The sequence below is a fragment of the Bacteroidales bacterium genome (genome assembly GCA_012519055.1).
Taxonomy (GTDB): Bacteria; Bacteroidota; Bacteroidia; order Bacteroidales; family Salinivirgaceae; genus JAAYQU01.
The window spans coordinates 60314-79368 of the sequence record JAAYQU010000010.1 but is presented as its reverse complement, the minus strand read 5'-3'; the positions used below and the strand labels follow the sequence as shown (position 1 = coordinate 79368).

Below are 19055 nucleotides of genomic sequence, written 5' to 3'. Positions count from 1 at the left end.
ATACTCGTTAAATCAAATAGATATTTATTTATATAAATCAATCGGATATTTTTATAAACAAAAACAATTTTTTTCACATTATATTTTTCTAGTATTATTCCAAAACTTATTGACTTAACATTATTTTTGACCAACAAAATAGTGTAATATTTACCATTACGTAAATTAACTTTATATTTATGGGTTCAATTCTGCTACTCTATGTCCGGTTTTTTTAGATTTATATTTCTGCTGTTTTTGTTGCAATCATGGCTGATTACAATAAATTCCATATCAGCACAAATTCCAACAGATAATCTAAAACTTTGGCTTAAAGCTGACAGTGTAGAGCTTGTAAGTGGATTGGTCTCGCAATGGTATGATGCAAGTGGTAATAATTTACACCTATCTCAATCAAATGAAGTAAACAGACCTTTAAAAACTTCAAACATATATGCTGGTCATCCCGCTATTCGTTTTGACGGCACAAACGACCAGCTAAAAGTTAGTTTTTCTGAATTAATGAATCAACCTGTCACTTATTTTGTTGTATGGAAAAGGAATATTCCCAAAGCACAAAACATTTTGGACGGAGTAGATGAATTTAATAGAGTGACACTTGGTCAGCCCTATTCAAATTTGGAGTTTTTCGCAATCAACGCAAAAGGCTCTGCCTACTTGGGTTTATATTATACAAAGCCTGAAACATCAAATCTCACAGTAAGTTCAATAATACTCTCTTCACCAACAAATTTTTTTGACAACGGTGTTCTAAAAATTTCCGGCGATGCTGGAAATATGGGAATAAATGGATTAACAGTTGGCGCAGCTTATAATAACTCTAGATTTTTCAATGGTGACATAGTCGAAATAATTATTTACGATACTAATCTAACAGATACCCAACGTCAGCAGGTTGAACAGTACCTGATGGACAAATATGCGCCTCCTATTTCACTGGGAGAAGATATCACTGTTGATTATGGTTTTTGTCCCATAACACTACAAGTCAACGAAGGGTACTCTGATATTGAGTGGTCAACTGGCGATAGCACTGAGCAAATTACGGTCAACCAGTCAGGAGAATATTGGGTTACAGCTACCGATTTCTTCGGAAGGATAACATCGGATACTATAAATGTTAACTTTTTTGAACCTCTATTACCAACAGATATCGTTTTTTGCTATGGCTCACAAGAAACAGTCGAAGTAAACGTAACCGGAGATTATTCTGTTGTTTGGTCAACCAACGATACAGCTAATTCAATTTCTATCTCCGAACCAGGAACATACTGGGTAAAAGTAATCGACACCCTTGGTTGCTTTATTCAAAAAGAGTTTGATGCCTATGTTGATATGTTTCCCGTTACTGCCACACTTGGAGACGACAAGGCATTATGTAACGGAAATCGAATTGTTTTAGAAAACGGAGCTGAAGAAGCGGTCACTTATCTTTGGTCTGATGGTTCATCATTGCCTTGGTTTATAGTTGATAATCATACTCAAGCAAGCGTTACTGTAACAAATATCAACGGCTGCATTGCTTACGACACTGTACAGATAAATATTCTAGGCAATGCCCCAAATATTGCTTTCGACCACACTCCAATTTGTAAAGGTAACAATTTTGTGTTCAACAGCTTGTCGCAAACTAACGATAGTTCAAGTATTGATACATGTTTTTGGATTTTTAACCAAACAGACACCATAATTGGAAACGAAGCAGTTTATATTTATCCGGAAGTAGGGAATTTACCTGTATATCTGCATGTTACAACTACAGCAGGGTGTTATAAAGACACATCTTTTTATGCAACAGTTAACCACATTCCTAATGTTAGTTTTGTCCCAAATTCTGCATGCGAAAGAAACGATGTTTTGTTCCAAAGCACATCAACTATAGATGATGGCGAAATAACAGAGTGGCACTGGGACGTTAATGGGACACAATATTACACCTCTGGTTTCAATCATTCGTTTGACAGTGCAGGCAACTTTTCTGTTTCTCTTATAACAATTTCGGATAAGGGCTGTGCCGACTCTATTGAGTCAATGTTTAATGTTAAAAACTCGCCTATTGCCGATTTCACTTTTGGAAAAGGTTGCGAGGGCGAGCCTGTTGCCTTTTTCAACCAAAGCTCCAGTTGGTTAGGCACTTCGGTAGATTATATATGGTATTTTGACTCACTATCCCAATCAACTCTAATCAATCCTGAACATCTGTTCAACGGAACTGGAAAATTCCCTGTGAAATTGGTTGCAACACAACAGGTAAATCACTGTAAAGACACAATTGTAAAAACTGTTTTAATTTCAGGAAAACCGACATCTTTACCCAACGATGTTGAAGTTTGTGCCAAAGATATAGTTACATTAACCGACAACAGTCTGCCCGGTGAAGATGAAAATATAATTTCTAAAGTGTGGGGAATATCTCAACCTGTCGGAAACATCGAAGAACTATTCCTTTATACTTTTGACACATCAGGAGTTTTCAGTTTGACGTTAACTGTTGAAAACAGTGCTGGTTGTACTGATATGAAACAATCACAGCTTATAATTTACGAAACGCCCGATGCAATAATTAGCACACCGCTCGATACTGTTTATATTCCAACTACAGCAACGCTATTCGCCGAAGATCCTTCTATAACTCACTTCTACCGCTGGTATATTGACAATGTTTTTTTAAGCGACAATGCATCGATTACGCACCAAATAAACAGTGAAGGAGCGTACAATTTTGGGCTTGCAGTTGAAACAAACAAAGGGTGTAGTGACTCCACAAACAGGGTTCTAACAGCCTTGGTTCCAAGTGTTGATTTGGAAGTAAAATCACTGTCGGCGGTAATTTATGATGGCAAAATACTAATACGTCCTGTTTTCCGAAATAACGGAACCTCTCCCCTGTCGCAATTTGTAATAAATGTCAGATTTGACAACGGTACAAGTTTCTCAGAAATTTTCGAATCTACATTATACCCGGGAAATGAATCGGGTTACACTTTGCACACAAGGATGAATACCCCCGAAAGAGGAACTCCAATATATGTCTGTTTAGATGCCGTTACAATTCAACTCGATCAAAATCCTGACAACAACTACAAATGCTATGTTTTTGACGATAACATTCATATATTCCCTCCATCTCCTAATCCTGCTAAAAACGAAATTAAGTTCACGGTAATTTCTGATACTGAAAGCAGTTGCGAAATATCAATTATCAGCTCCAACGGCGCATTACTATGGAAAGACACTCGCAGTATCACTTCAGGAGTAAACGACATAGTAATTCCGACTCCTGCAAGCACGTTGGACATAAATTACATGAAAGTTAAAGTAAACTCAACACAACAAGTTTTTAAAATAATAGTTAGAAAATAAACAGACACTAATTTTAATCCTTGGGAAGATTCAAAATAACTTATAATTACCTCTTGTTTGGACGATAAGCCAATAAATACCTACCTTTGTACGACATTTCTTACATAATAGAAGTCCTATAACTACATTAACTAAACTGAAAATTGGAAAAATTTGACATAATAGCGACAACACTTTACGGGCTTGAAAACGTGCTGGCAGAGGAGTTGAACGCTATAGGAGCAACCGATATTTCTGTTTTAAACCGCGCTGTTAAATTTCGTGGCGACAACAGTTTATTATACAAAAGCAACTTATGGCTGCGCACCGCCATTAAAATATTAAAACCAATACATGCTTTCCGTGCGAACGACGAAAGACAACTATATTCAAACATCAAACGGTTTGGGTGGGAAAACTATTTATCCATAAAAAAATCGTTTGCAGTCGATTCGGTTGTAAATAGTAACATCTTTACACATTCTCAATATGTGGCACTAAAGACAAAAGATGCAATTGTTGACCGTTTCCGTGATAGTACTGAGCTACGACCTTCGGTTGATACAGAAAATCCAGATGTTCGCATTAATATTCATATCAGCGGAACAATGGTAATAGTCTCTTTAGACAGTTCGGGTGTAATGCTTGGTAAACGTAACTATCGCACCGAACAAGTTGAAGCTCCAATCAGTGAAGTGTTAGCTGCCGGAATTATTTTGCTTTCAGGTTGGGACAAAAAAACCAATGTTATAGACCCAATGTGTGGATCTGGAACTTTCCCCATAGAGGCAGCCATGATTGCAGCAAACATTGCTCCAGGTTTAAATCGTAAGTTCAATTTTGAGACTTGGCTAGATTTCGACAAACAACTTTTCGACAAAATCAAAAAAGAAGCAGTTGAAAAACAGATTTCAAGTAGTGCTCAAATCTACGGTAGTGATATTGACAAAAAAGCAATAAGCATCTCTATAAACAATGCTAGACGTGCAGGAGTACGAGATATTATAAAATTTGAAAACAAAGATTTTTTCGATAGCGAAAACAACAATAAACCCGCTTTTGTCTTTATGAACCCTCCCTACGATGAACGTTTACAAATTGAAAAAGTCGAGGAGTTTTACGATGAAATAGGTTCACAACTTAAACATCATTATCAGGATAACGAAGCATGGATAATCAGCTCTAACTTCGATGCTATAAATCACTTTGGCTTAAAAGCTGAAAAGAAAATCAAACTCTTTAACGGCAAGTTAGAGTGTCGTCTTTTGCACTACAAAATGTACGAGGGAAGCAAGAAAAACAAGGACAAAGCATAAAGATTACTTTAACTAAAAATGATAGATTCTGTACTTACAGAAATATCATCGTCAATATCAATCATTGCATTGATTAGATAAACTTTCCTAAACTTTGGCATATCGGCTATTGTAATATCTTTCTCTTTTATTACACCACTGTTTATCAGACTTTTGCGCTTTGTTCCTTCAAGCAAAAAAGTTTTTGGAGTAAACATCTCTCCATCAAATGTTTCAAATACAAGATTAGCAAACGAACTGTCGGTTATTTTTTCGTTTTTTGCAATAATAATATCATCGGCTCCTGCCCTTTGTTCGAACAGGCTGTTTAAACAGTCCCTGTCAATTGATTTATAACTATACTCAATATCGTTACCATTAACAACACGAAGAGAATTGATTTTCTTAAACTTATATGCATGATATTCAATAGCCTTGACATCTGACGAATATAAAACTCTACACTTTATGGTTTTTTGCTTTAAATCAGAGGGGATAGTTGAAAAATCAATATGTAATTTGGGCTTTGTTCCATAATAGTGGAATGCTGTTTTCTGCATTCTCTCTTGGTGTAACTTAAAATTATAAATCTTGTTGTTTTCAATTTTCAAAGTCTCAACAAAAACGGGCTCCTTTAAACAAAACGGCAAATAAATCTTATTCAAGACTTCTTGATACTCCTTTTCCCAAACACTGTCTATAGTTATTCCACCGCCACTTCTAAAATATAGTTTATTGTTTTTTGTATTTTGCTCTATAAAACGAATTAAAACTGCACTATCAAACTCATTACCATCGAAATAGCCTGCAATACCACAATAGTAGCCCCTTTTAACACCTTCAATCTTACTTAACAACTCAAAAGCCCTCTGTTTTGGTGTTCCTCCAATAGAGCCTGCCGGAAGAAGATTAAAAACAATATCTCCAAAATGGTTTTCATAATCAGGCAACAGTTCGCCTACGATTTCAGAACTAACTTGTAGCAAGGTTTTCCTGTTGTTTTTAACTTTATCAATATATCTAAATCGTGAAGTTTTAACATTTTTTGCAACTGTTTTCAACTCATTACTTAAAAAATTTACAACAGCTGTATGTTCGGCAATCTCTTTTTTATCATTCAATATAATTTCTTCAGCGTAGGGGATTGAGGCATCTATTGTACCTTTCATGGGGTTTGTGTAAATTTTGCCATCTGCTATTCTTACAAATCGCTCGGGAGAAAAACATACAAATCTTTCAGGAACAAACAGTTGATACCGTGATTCGCTAAGGGCGAAAATATCTTCGATGGAAGCGTTTGTTTTAATTTCTGTTTTATCAGTTAGGTTTGCAAATACAATCTCTTTGCTTGCTATAAACTCTTGCAGTTTTTCAAACTTACTTTTATATTCCTCGGGATTATTTGTAATAACCTCAAACGTTATACGTTTTGATGGCTTAGCAAATTGCTTATTATCAGCATTGGGGAATTTAAAAAATATCTCTCTTTGATTTAAAGGAGCCTCAATACAGTAGCCTTCAGTTTGTTCGTAATTGACAATAAAGAAAAAGGGTGTTTTGTTGCTATATAGTTGATTGATTTTTGATTTTAAAGCAGTTATATCACTATAAATCATACAAATAATCTAATTTAGTAACTCTCAATATTGAAGTTAGTCTTGAGTAGTTAACGTGCAAGCCAAATAACCAAATCTTCGATATACAGGATCTTAATTTGCAAGTCAATAACTGTTTAACAGCAATTTTTTTTTAAATTTCTATTTTGACTCCATTAATCCGAGCATCAAAATACAACAACCATCTCGCGCATTTTTAAAGCTAACCGAAACGTAGTAAACTTGCGTTTTATTACAAACAAAGTCAAAATGCACAGACATGGTGCCATTATCGACAGTTATATACTCGGTAGAACTATCATAAATTCTGATAACAGGTATAGCTTCCAAAAGAGGATCTGAAGCTATGGAGAATCGGTATCGGCTACCCTTATTAAGTATAATGTTTTTTTCATCAGTTGGAGGGTTTTTCGCCCTTCCTCCCGGCAAAGAAATTCTAAAATCACGCAAATAGGTTCCTGACTCTATACTTTTGTATGCTTCACGTTTCAAACTATTGTCACATTGTGCTTTAACTTCAACAGGGATAGCAATAGAAAGAATAAAAACAAAAGAAACTAGGTAAATTAATCGACCTTTTAGAGCAAAATCTGCGTTAAAAAAAGAATTGCAGAACTTCTTGTTTTTACGATTTTGCATAGAACTAAATATATATGGTGTTTTTAGCATTCTATCTTTTTACACAAAAGTAAACTATGTATTCTACTTTATAACGACAAAGATAATATTTTAGTTTGTTCTTTATCATTGCTTAATTATCAAATACATGTTGTTGGTCAAAATAATGGTTTCTATTTCAACCTATTCCGCCATAGACATCAAATAAGATTTGATAAAATCGTCTATCTCTCCGTCAAGAACCGATTGCACGTCTGATGTTTCATAAGACGTTCTGACATCTTTCACTAATTTATATGGATGCAGAACATAGTTCCTTATTTGCGAGCCAAAATCAATTCGTTTTTTCGAACCTTCTATTTCAGCTTGCTTTTCTCTTTTTTTCTGTAATTCCAAATCATATAATTCCGATTTCAACAATCGTATCGCATTTTCGCGATTGGTGTGCTGCGAGCGTGATTCGGTGTTTTCGATAATAATACCCGAAGGTATGTGTCTCACTCTCACTCCCGTCTCTACCTTATTAACATTTTGCCCTCCTGCACCAGACGAACGGAAAGTATCCCACTCCAAGTCGGCAGGATTTATCACAATATCAATATTTTCATCAATAAGCGGTGATACAAAAACAGAAGCAAACGATGTCTGGCGCTTGTTTTGAGCATTAAAAGGGGATAATCTTACAAGTCGATGAACGCCTATCTCGGCTTTTAGATATCCATAGGCATACTCGCCTTCAAATTGTAGCGTGACCGACTTTATTCCTGCTTCATCACCGGGAGTGCAGTTTATTTCGCTTATTTTAAACTTATTACGTTCGGCATATCGTAAATACATTCTCATAAGCATATCTGCCCAGTCATTGCTTTCTGTTCCTCCGGCTCCTGCATTTATTTTCAATATAGCACCGAGCCTATCCTCTTCATTGCGGAGCATATTTTTAAACTCCATATTTTCAACTAAATCCAAAGTTTCGGCATACTGAGCAGCAATTTCTGCCTCGTCAGCTTCACCCTCTTTAAAAAAATCGAACAGTAAAACCAAGTCGTCCCCACTTTTGGAAACCTCTTCATAACCCTCAACCCACTTTTTGAGTTCTTTAATATGTTTCAATTGCTTTTCAGCCTTTTCGGTATCTTCCCAAAATCCAGGAGCTTGTGTTTTAATCTCCTCCTCCTCAATTCTGGTTTTTTTTGTATCAATGTCAAAGATACCTCCTCAGCTCTTCAATGCGCTTCGTAAGCTCTTTAATGTGATCAGGTGTTATCATATTTTAATTTTTATAGACTTAACTTTCATCTTGCTCCTTGTCACTTGTTTCTTGCTCCTTGTCCCTTTTACCTTTATCTTGTTCCTTACTATTTTACTTCAATATAAAACTCCTTTGTTTTGTCGCTGTTCCAAAGCTGAAAAATCTCTGCAAACACTTCGTAATCAGGAGGTAAAATCAAACTCGAGCGTATTAATATTTTTCTTTTAACAACTATTTGTGTTTTGGTATATGTTAAAGATAGTTCAAGTTCGCCAAAAGTTGTTTCCCTTTTTTCAGAAATCTTTTTTGTAATTGGGAGAGCGCCTTTGGGGATATTTATTGTATATATCTCCTCTTGTTGCAATCCGTATGGAAGACGTAAAGGATTTGCCTGACTTCTGTTTAACAAATCTAAATTCCAACTGTTTATACCGGGTTTTGCCATAGGCAACTCAACTTTGTAAACTCTGTGTGTTCCTTTAAGGTTGTTATCTGAAAATTCGAGTTCGTAGCTACACGAATACAGATCTTTTTCCTTGCTGTTTTTTATTTGTGCGTTTTTGGCACTTACAATTTCACTCGCCTTAGGCTGATACTCTTTACTTACAACATAATTGTTACCCGCGCCCGCAATCGTTACCTCTCCTGTACCTGAAAGTGAAAGCAGCTTTCGCTTTTTATCATACTTCAGTTGTAAATCAGCATTAATAGTAGTTTTGTTTATCGACTTTCTGTCCACTATTTGTAAACCTTGAGAGGTTTTAGCAATATAAGTATACCCCTGAATATCAATGGGATTGCTTTTATGCAAATAGACTGGCGATAAAGCACAAGGAGTTTTATCAACATCAAGCAATACAAATATATCTGTAACTGCACCAATATTTGCACAATTGTCATCAATTAGCACTTCGGGTGCTTTAAATAGTATTGCTGAGCTTATTCCTCTGTCACTCAACATTTTTTGAAATAAAATAGCTTTTTCTAAAGGTGTCCCACTGTTGCGTTTGGTTGTAATATCAGGCGTTTGCAAAGGAAAGATTTGAAACTCCACAGGAACATTAATCGTTCTAATATTAACTATCTCTTTTTGAACGTCTAAGACTGTATCAAAATCTTCAATAGATATTGATTTTTCCCCTCCTGCCGTAGGTGTTATTCTTTGCAATAAATCAGATAGTGATTCAGTACCTGTCTGCGCTATTATATGTGGAATAAACGATTTGTCGGTCATAGACGGGATCTCTACTGCAGGAACTTCAGTAAGAGTATATTTGTAAATTGTTTTATCTGGCTCTGTAACAATCTCAGGGGCAGGCAAATTTGTCTTTTCCGATATAGAAAAATCAACACCGTTAGGGACAATAAAAATTATTTCTAAATTATCAACAGGCACGTTAATACGCAGTGGTTCAACTATTTGAATATTGCCAATTGTGGGTTTTTTCGAATTGATTGTATATGATAATTCAGAAACGGCTCCAACTTCAAGACCTGTATGGGTAACAACCATTTCTCTGATATGATTATACGCTCCAGAATTAGCTGCCCAAGAAGGAAGAACCTCGTTCAAGGCATTTTCGGGTCCTACAATCAGTTTACCGTCAGCCATGGTGGTCTGATTACGAGTAACATTTAAGGTTTGGTATTGAGGATCGTAAATAATAAAGGTCTCCCCATAAAAACGATGAAAGGATTGATATGTATTAAACTGCAACTTATGTTCATAATTCAGAGTATATCCTCCTTCATTGTTAAATATGTACTCTTTCTTTAACAATTTGTAGCAAGCATCGTAGTTATTAGAAAAAAGGCTAGACACAACAACTGATAGTAATATTAAGAGGCTTATCTTCATTTGATTATAATTTTTAAGATTATTAGCTATTTACAACGTGATTACTTATAATTTAGAACTTAATAATAAAATCTTGTCGGAATCTGTTTTTAATATCAATAAGCTCAACAAACTCTTTCCATGCTTCCGCTGGATATACTCGTTGTTCATAACGTTCCGTCGATTTTGTTTTTAACTCTCCGTTCTCAATTTTTGCTTCGGTCTGTATTGAAACGTATTTCCCTTGTTTTCCCCCGTTAAAATCATCAATCCCTTGAATTTTAACCTTCCCTGGCAGCGATATGTTTTCGGTTATTTCAACAAGTTGAGAACAATTCCCGACTATTTCATACTTACGATCTTTATGACTATTACTCCATCCATCGTAAAACTGGGCATAACCGAATAATCCGTTGCTTGTCATGGTTTTTAAAACCATTGTTTTGCCGTTTATTTTAACAAAGTCTGGTATGGAGTACTTAATAGTCAATAAAACTGGTGCTTCATAATATTTATAAGGGTCTGAATAGGTAGCCTCGCTTATCACGGCATTGGGATATAATTGCAAAACCTGATTCCTTAAATTACTTTCCCATTGATTCTTACGGCTTCGTGTAAATATTGATCTTACTGTTGCATCACTTTGCCCCTCGGCTGTTACGGTAATAGTTCCCTCTATATTGCCGTCATTATCTACTGTTGCATTGTTGTTGATTTTGAGATAGTGGTTTTCGGGAGCCGAAATTGGTGTAATCATTAAATCACAACCTTCGGGCGACCCAATCAAATAGTTTTGCTGTTGTTCACGACTCGACCACATCTCTCTGACAAATGACACCCAAGTTGGGTCAAGAAGTTTGAAAGAGCCATCACGCAATTTTACAACTGTCACGCTGTGATTAAACTGGTCGGCAGGGATATTTTCAATTTTAGAACCTGCCATAGTCATAGCTGCATACGACTCAAAACCTGCTGCGCGTAGTAAAGTAATAAGCATTCCTGCTTTATCCTTACAAACCCCACAACGGTCGGTAAAGTTCATATCTCCTGAATGAAGAGTGTAACCCTCACCTTCTCCCATTGAAATGCCGCTATATCTGATTTCATCTGCTGCCCAACGATTTAAACGTCCTATCGAATCAAGCTCATCTTTTGCGCCTTCGAGTATCTCTTTTACTTTTAGATCAATTTCGGGTGTTGACTCAAAACTGCCGTAATCTTCGTTAACCCCATAGAACCATTTCGACTTATCCTCCCAAAATTTGGTTGTAGTAACAATTACCTTTGGCGCAATTTCAACATTGCCGACACTTCTAAACTCTCTTTTGGGTGGCAATATCTCTGTAAGCTCGAACTCCCCGATTTTTTGTCCATCAGCTTCGCTTATATTTACCTTAAAATCAGCGTTATATGTTTCATAAACCAAATCTTTTGATGATGGCAAATTAACTCTGAAATACTTCTGATGAATTGGCTTTGTATCGAAAAACTCAACTATATCATAGTAGTGACCACGCATTGGTGGGATATATCTATCGTCATCATCGGCTTGCAACAACGCATAGGTAAAACCTTTTCTTACATATTCAATATAAACCGCATCTCCACTCTGTAGCAATCCGGGCTCAACCATTTTTTGCCTTGCTCCCCAATAAATCATTCTGGCAGGTGCAGGATAGTCGTAAACTTTTTCTCCGCTAAAAAGCTCCTCTCGACTGCCGTCTTTACGTATAATGTATGACTCCTTTATTGAAATATCAGCCGATAGCGGATCATAATCCAATATTATAGAAGAAAGTTCTGATGCTGTCTCTGACTTTATCAACACGTAAAGTGTTTTCCGGGTCACATAACTTAACCCTGTCTCTTGAACATTAGCAATTGCTGAGTCAAACGCAATAACCTGATTGTAATCCTTGTACTTTTCTATAAGATTTTGCTCCTCGATAAACTTTTTAAATTTGTTATCTTTCGCATATGTTTGTGGTAGTGATATTATACACAACAACAAACAAATAAAACCATTTTTTATCATAAGCTTTAGATTGTAAAATTATGTTTGTGATAGCGTGTTAGCTTCAAGTATTCTATTTGAATTAGTTTAATCTTCATTCTTTTTAAACACCAAAACATCACGACTATTGTTTTTATTTATAGCGATATAGTACTTTTTATCAATCGTATATAACTCTTTTTTAGGCAGAGCAGGTTCTTTGGGCAAACATCCACGGGGAGTTACGTTACATTCAACAGTATCTATTTTGTCTGTTGATAAATCTATTCGCCTGTACTTTGATGAGTACCGCCCATATTCAACAAAAAAATATCTTCCTTCGGTATCTGCAAAAGAGTTTCCCAAGTCGAACCATTCAGGAATCATATACTCCTTATATAACTCCCAATCAGACAGGCGGTAAAAAAGGACGTGTGTTGGATTTGAACTAACCGTAAGAATTAAAAAACGTCCGTGCGGATCAAGCATCATCTCATTCACCTCTGGCTTTCGAGACCTCGGTGTCTTAATCTTTTGTATAAATGTATACCCCTCTTTTTCATATTGACCATAACCAACAGAGGAGAGCAAAAGCAAGCAGCCAAGCAAAAATATTCTGGCAATAATATTTTTTTGATTTTTTGAAAACAACATTAGACCCGAATTTATATACTACAAATATATTGAATAAAATATTAAACCAAGTGTTCATAATTTATGCCATGATTTGACAAAAATTATTAGTTTAATATAGAACAGTAGGCCTATTTTACACAAATCTCTGATTATCAACAACAATTATGATTTTATTAAAACTTATTTTGCCGAGGATTATTTTTTTATCATATTTGTTAAAAAATTGTTAATTTTGCATTTGAGTTAGATAAAAAACCAAAACCATGAAAAGATTAATAATTCTCTTATTGCTGACAGTACCTTTAGTAACAGTTGCAAAAAAAGAAAAGTCGAAAGAAAAAGAAAAGGGGTATGAGTTTACTTTAGTTAAAGAGATTGAAGTGTCGCCCGTAAAAAACCAGTACCGTAGTGGCACATGTTGGAGTTTTGCTACTGCTTCTTTTGTTGAAAGTGAAGTTCTAAAGGCAGGTAAAGGTTTGATTGATATCAGCGAAATGTACGTTGTGCGAAAAGTTTATGAAGAAAAGGCTGACCTTTATGTTCGTATGCACGGTAGCAACAATTTTAGTGGTGGAGGAGCTTTGAATGACGTACTTGATATAATTAAGAAATATGGTGCAATGCCCGAAGAGGCATATCCCGGATTAAATTACGGAACAGATAAACACGTACACGGCGAACTTGACAAAGTTTTAAAAGCATACGTTGATGCTATTATTTCAAATCCAAACAGAGGATTATCAACTGCTTGGAAAGCCGGATATAACGCAATCCTTGACGCATACTTAGGTGTTGTACCCGAGACTTTCGAATACGATGGTAAAAATATGACACCAAGAGAGTACGCAGATCGGTATATTGGCATTAATCCGGACGATTACGTTTATATAACTTCTTTCACACATCATCCATTTTATGAAGAGTTCGTTTTAGAAGTTCCTGACAATTGGTCATGGAAACGTTTTCAAAACCTACCTTTGAATGAGATGATGAAAGTTATTGACAACGCAATAGAACAAGGATACGGAATTAGCTGGGCAGCCGACGTAAGCGAAAAAGGTTTCTCTTGGAAAAACGGTCTTGCCATTGTTCCGGAAACTGAAATAGAAGAATTAACGGGAAGTGAAAGACTTCGCTGGGAAGCAATGAGTGAAGAAGAGCGTCAAAAACAAATGTTTAGCTTCGATAGCCCAGTGCCTGAAAAAAATATTACACAAGAGATTAGACAAATTGATTTCGATAATTTTAAAACAACCGACGATCATGGCATGCATATTGTAGGTATATATAAAGACCAAAATGGAACAAAATATTACAAAGTAAAAAACAGCTGGGGTCCGGAAAATCATAAGTACGATGGATACTTATACGCTTCAGAAGCTTTTGTGAAATTTAAAACTGTCTCCATCGCGGTTAACAAAAACGCACTTCCTAAATAAAATGGAAGCGCGAATTAAGGAAAGAATTAAAGAAGCTTTTTCATAGCAATTTTGGTTTTGGTTAGACAATAAGGACATCACTTGCAAAAGGGTGTCCTTATTTGTTATTTGACTGAAACTTTGTATTGTTTTTTTATGCAATTTTGCAAAATAGCGTAATAAGTATATAAATGAATAGGCATTTATCATTACTGTTTTTAGCTTTAATAGCCTTAACCTCCTGCGTAAGTCGTTTTTATTCGCATAAGCTTCTAGACAAAGGCAAGGAAGCAATTGCTGCAAACGATTATAAAAATGGTATTGCACAAATAAACAAGGCTATAAAAGTAAACAAACAGTTAGACGAAGCTTATTTCATCAGAGGAGAGATATATGAAAAGCAAGGAAAATACGACGAAGCCATAGATGATTACATAAAAGCTTATAAATACTCCAACGACAAATCAAAAGAGGGATTAGCTGCCGGAAGATTGTTGTACGAACAGCACAGATATAAAGAGAGCTTGCCATATTTACTGAAATCTTACGAAAGAGACTCTACAAATCAACTATCTATATACTATCTAATGCTCACATACTCATCTGTCGGGCAGGCTGAAGATGCACTACTGCTGTCTGAAAATCACCAAAATTATAATCAAAACCCTAAACTTATTTATGCCAAAGCCGTAGCATCTGATTCTCTTGGAATGACAGACTATGCAGGGATTTTTTACAGAAGCTCTATCGAAAAAGATAAAACAAATCCCGATGCCTATATAAGTTATGCCAATCTGCTACTGCAAACGGGTAATGAACATGCTGCCATGGAGGTCGCTACAGAAGGAATTGAGCTGTTCAACAATCCTGAGTTGATGAAAATCAGAATGTCAATCTTTACGTCTTGGTATATGTGGCATGATGCAGTATCGGAAGCAACCACGCTATACAATTTAACACACGACATAAAATTCATTGAGCGCCGGGCACGGTTTTATCGTTTTATAGGATTACTCAACAACGCGTGCAATGATTACGATTATATTATAAAAACCGACAGCAACAACACAGACGCACTATTTAACAGAGCAATCGTTAATCTGCGTTTAAATAATGAAGATGAAGTGTTTACAGATTTACACACTTTTTTAAATCTTAAAACAGAAAAAACACCTACTTGGCAACTAAACAGAGCTCGAGAAATAGTTTCACTGCTAAGTAAAGAGATAGAACCACCCGTTCTAACTATCACAAAACCAGAAATTTACTTGAACACCTACTTGGGAGTAAAACAAAAAGAGGATTCTATCAGAATAACAGGAAGTTACGATGAAAAATCCTCAATTATCGAATTAACTGTAAACGATATTAATGCTCTAAATAGCGATACAAGAACTTTCGATGCCAAAATACCATATCCATCTAACGATACAGTTTACATATCAACCGTAGATATATATGATAACAACAGCATATCGTACTATACATTAACGTTATACGACTCTATTGCACCTGAAATTGTTATACTTAAACCTAAAATTGATTCTCTCGAAACATCGTGGATTAAAACCGATAAAAATGATATTAATATCAAGCTTCTTGTTGCCGACAATAGTTATATTAACTCTGTCTTAATCAACAGCATACAGCTTTACAGTGGCATTGATAAAAGAACCGTTTTTATTGATACGCTTATTACAATACCTGCCGACAATAAGATTATAGTTGAAGTAACTGATATGTTTAACAATCAGTCTGTTAAGACATTTAATATAGCCTACGCCGAGGACATTGAAAAAACAATTTTGCCAATAAAAGATATACTTGTACTTTCATTTGACGGGATGTATAATTCAGATAGTATGTGTATTAACCTTGTTGAGTTCTTAGAAAGTTGTTCAAACGTTGATATAAGTAAATTTAAAAACACAACAAAAAAATCATTGGAACGTCTGCTGCTATTCGATTTAAATGAACTTATAGAAGAAAAAAATTACAAAAACGTTGTTCTATGTTTTAACGGAAGGGGCATAACTTGGAAAGATGGGAACTATTGGCTACCAACGAATTCTGATACAACGAATAAATCAACATGGTTTAATTTATCATTTTTATCGTCTGTCAATAATAATCTTAATATCGAAGGAACTGTTGCCATAATAACCAATGATATTGATATTCCTGAACACAATTTTAGTGAAAACAAAGAACATGAGATATACACATTTGTCCAATATTCTAACAATATAGAAACAGATTCAACACTAACTTTAGACTCTCTTACTACAGGTGCTCAAAAAATTGATTTCATAAAATTATTAGAACAGATATCTGCAAAGCAACCCAAAAGATATACCGGCAAATATATTAAGAGCCACAATATCAAGCCAATGATTCTTTTTATTGACGAAAAGGAGGAGTAGAAAAAATTTTTTAAGTCAGACGTTTTCAAAAACAACTAACTAATGAAAAAACTCGAGCTATTAGCACCTGCACGAAACGCAGCAACAGCCATTGATGCCATAAATCATGGAGCTGACGCTATCTATATGGGTGCTACAAAATTTGGTGCTCGCGAACAGGCAACAAACAATTTCGCCGATATCGAAAAGGTAATTAAATATGCTCATCTATTTAATGTTAAGGTATATGTAACCGTTAATACAATTTTTTTTGACAATGAAGAAAAACAGATAAGAGACATACTAATAGATTTATGGAACTTAGGTGTCGATGCCATAATTATCCAAGATACAGGAATTTTGGAAATGGATTTGCCCCCTATCTGCTTTCATATGAGTACGCAAGCGAACAACGCAACTTTTGAGCGTATTAAATTTTGGGAAAATACAGGTATTTCGAGGGTGATTTTAGCACGCGAGCTTAGTCTGACCGAGATTGCCGAAATTAAAAACAACACCTCCTTAGAGTTAGAAGCCTTTATCCACGGGGCTCTATGTGTCTCATATAGTGGCAATTGCTATATGAGTTACGATATGAGCAATCGTAGTGCCAACAGGGGTAATTGCGCACAACCGTGTCGTTTTGCGTACAATTTAATCGATTCAGAGGGGAAAGTTATCAGGAAAAACAGTCACCTGCTCTCTTTAAGCGACTTGGATACAAGCCTTATTCTGAGCGATTTAATAAAAGCGGGGATATCCTCATTTAAAATCGAGGGGAGACTTAAAGATTCAATATACGTAAAAAACATAACTGCACATTACAGCAATTTGCTGAACAGTTTTATCAGCAAAAACCCTGATTATCAAAGAGCTTCAAAAGGTATCTGCACAATAGGTTTTAGCCCCGACCCTGAAAAGAGTTTTAACCGCGGAAGTTCAACCTACTTCTACAAAGGCAGAACCGAGGGGTTGATAAATGAAATCTCCCCAAAATCGATGGGGAAATATATTGGCAAGGTTACTAAATACGGAAACAACTGGTTCTCAATTAATTCCAACATCGTACTTGTAAATGGCGATGGAATATGCTTCCAATATCAAGGTGAACTGTTGGGAACGCAAATAGTAGGAAAATCGGAGAAAGGTTATCTGCCCCAAAATATCGAGGGAATAAAAACAGGCACCGAAATATACAGAAACCGTGACCACGAATTTATTAAACAGGTTGAGAAGTCGAACAATGGCAGAAAAATTCCCTGTGATATAAAGGTTAATTTCACAGCGCAAAAAATTACGGTCATAGCAAAATCGGGCGATGTTGAAGTAGAAAAGGAGATTGCATTTACCGAAGTTGCTCAAAATCAAGCCAAAGCGCGAGAGGCGTGGCAAACTCAGCTCTCTAAACTTGGCGACACATGTTTTGTTTTGCAGTCTATTGAAATAGAGGGCGATACGGTTCCGCATGTGCCCATATCGGCAATAAACAGCATTAGGCGCGAAATAACAACTGATTTGGAGAATAAAATTCGCTCGTTGCATCTCGAAAATCGAGATGTAACACAAATTAAAGTATCTAATTTCTATAAATCAGCTGTCGATTATCAAGAAAACGTCTCAAACAGTCTTGCGCAACAATTTTATAAAAAACGGGGCGTTTCTGTAGTTGAAAATGCTTTTGAGGTAGAGAAACCCAAAAGTGACGAATATACGGTTATGACAACTAAATATTGCATTATGTTTGAACTTGGAATGTGCCTAAAAAAAACTAACAAACAGGATTTACCAAAATTTCCACTATTTTTAACGCACAAAGAGCGAAAATACAAATTGGAATTTGATTGCAATAAGTGTCAGATGAATATCAATAGAGTTAAAAGGTAAAAGGTAAAAGTTGCAAGTAGAGACAGGGCATGCCCTGTCTCTTATTAAACGAATGAGCAGACGTGGCTATCAACAATTAAAAAACACGTGAAAAAACACTACATACATAAGCTAATAGAAGAGGGAGAGCACCAGCAGCAAGATTTTAAGTTTGCTATTACAGATGCGAAAAAGATTGCTCGCTCGCTAACTGCATTTGCTAACACAGATGGCGGACGTCTCCTAATAGGCGTAAAAGACAACGGCGTTATTGCCGGCGTGCGAAGCGAAGAGGAGCTACATATGATAGATGCCGCTATGCAAATGTACACACGTCCAAAAATCAGATGTAAGGCAAAAACATGGATAGTTGAGGGAAAGACCGTAGTTGAAGTGATTGTTGAAAAGGGAAACAACAAACCCTATTCTGCTCCAAACGAAAACGGAAAGTGGACGGTTTATATTCGACAAAATGATAATAATATATTGGCAAATAAATTGTTAGTTAAATCGTGGAGAAAGAAAAAATCGCCTCTCGGCATGTTTATAGAGTTAGAAAGGGAGCACAATATTTTAATTGACTATCTAAAAGAGCACGAGCATATAACTATATCTAAATTTTGTCGAAAAGCCTCGATTAACCTAAAACATGCTGAAGATATTATTGTCGATTTGTTAACCATTGACCTGATTGATTATGAGAATGTTGACACGAAAACGGTATATTCGCTAAAACGAACGAACAATGAAAGTTAACATAAAGCAAACACTTTTTTTGATTGT

At 35.7% G+C, this 19055-nt stretch carries 12 protein-coding genes; 6 read left to right on the top strand and 6 right to left on the bottom strand.

Annotated features, from left to right (window positions below):
* Positions 1 to 201 precede the first annotated feature (201 nt).
* Together GX311_02100 and GX311_02095 are read left to right on the top strand one after the other, a co-directional pair.
* A complete protein-coding gene (locus GX311_02100; protein ID NLK15171.1) occupies positions 202 to 3363 on the top strand; it encodes a hypothetical protein in 3162 nt (1053 codons plus the stop codon).
* 143 nt (positions 3364 to 3506) lie between these two features.
* Positions 3507 to 4658: a class I SAM-dependent RNA methyltransferase gene (locus GX311_02095; protein ID NLK15170.1), complete on the top strand. Its 1152-nt coding sequence runs from the start codon at positions 3507 to 3509 to the stop codon at positions 4656 to 4658.
* Positions 4659 to 4666: 8 nt separating this feature from the next.
* Here GX311_02095 and GX311_02090 read toward each other — a convergent pair whose 3' ends face one another.
* The 6 genes from GX311_02090 to GX311_02065 form a co-directional block, all read right to left on the bottom strand.
* On the bottom strand, positions 4667 to 6253 hold the full coding sequence (locus GX311_02090) for an aminodeoxychorismate synthase component I (protein ID NLK15169.1): 1587 nt from the start codon (positions 6251 to 6253) through the stop codon (positions 4667 to 4669).
* A 141-nt stretch (positions 6254 to 6394) separates the two neighbouring features.
* Entirely contained in the window at positions 6395 to 6892 is a 498-nt protein-coding gene (locus GX311_02085; protein NLK15168.1) for a hypothetical protein, read from the bottom strand.
* Between the two features lie 162 nt (positions 6893 to 7054).
* Positions 7055 to 8141, bottom strand: a protein-coding gene (locus GX311_02080; protein ID NLK15167.1) for a peptide chain release factor 2 whose coding sequence is annotated in 2 segments (ribosomal slippage) — positions 7055 to 8077 and positions 8079 to 8141 — 1086 coding nt in all. Because the reading frame shifts where the segments join, the coding sequence is not laid out codon by codon here.
* An 88-nt stretch (positions 8142 to 8229) separates the two neighbouring features.
* Complete coding sequence (locus GX311_02075; GenBank protein NLK15166.1) at positions 8230 to 9981, bottom strand: DUF3857 domain-containing protein; 1752 nt, start codon at positions 9979 to 9981, stop codon at positions 8230 to 8232.
* Positions 9982 to 10033: 52 nt separating this feature from the next.
* The gene (locus GX311_02070) at positions 10034 to 11995 is read right to left on the bottom strand and encodes a DUF3857 and transglutaminase domain-containing protein (GenBank protein ID NLK15165.1); all 1962 of its coding nucleotides are present in this window, start codon (positions 11993 to 11995) and stop codon (positions 10034 to 10036) included.
* Positions 11996 to 12061: 66 nt separating this feature from the next.
* Positions 12062 to 12607 (bottom strand): hypothetical protein, encoded by a 546-nt coding sequence (locus GX311_02065; protein NLK15164.1) that lies wholly within the window; start codon positions 12605 to 12607, stop codon positions 12062 to 12064.
* Between the two features lie 245 nt (positions 12608 to 12852).
* Between GX311_02065 and GX311_02060 the strand changes: the two genes are divergently transcribed.
* The 4 genes from GX311_02060 to GX311_02045 all read left to right on the top strand — a co-directional run bounded on the left by GX311_02060 (position 12853) and on the right by GX311_02045 (position 19028).
* Positions 12853 to 14028 carry an aminopeptidase gene (locus GX311_02060; protein ID NLK15163.1) on the top strand — a complete coding sequence of 392 codons (1176 nt, stop codon included), beginning with the start codon at positions 12853 to 12855 and terminating at the stop codon, positions 14026 to 14028.
* Positions 14029 to 14198: 170 nt separating this feature from the next.
* A complete protein-coding gene (locus GX311_02055; GenBank protein ID NLK15162.1) occupies positions 14199 to 16430 on the top strand; it encodes a tetratricopeptide repeat protein in 2232 nt (743 codons plus the stop codon).
* 42 nt (positions 16431 to 16472) lie between these two features.
* Positions 16473 to 18293, top strand: coding sequence for a U32 family peptidase (locus GX311_02050; protein ID NLK15161.1), 1821 nt, complete (start codon positions 16473 to 16475; stop codon positions 18291 to 18293).
* 87 nt (positions 18294 to 18380) lie between these two features.
* Positions 18381 to 19028 (top strand): ATP-binding protein, encoded by a 648-nt coding sequence (locus tag GX311_02045; GenBank protein ID NLK15160.1) that lies wholly within the window; start codon positions 18381 to 18383, stop codon positions 19026 to 19028.
* The last annotated feature ends 27 nt before the right edge of the window (positions 19029 to 19055 follow it).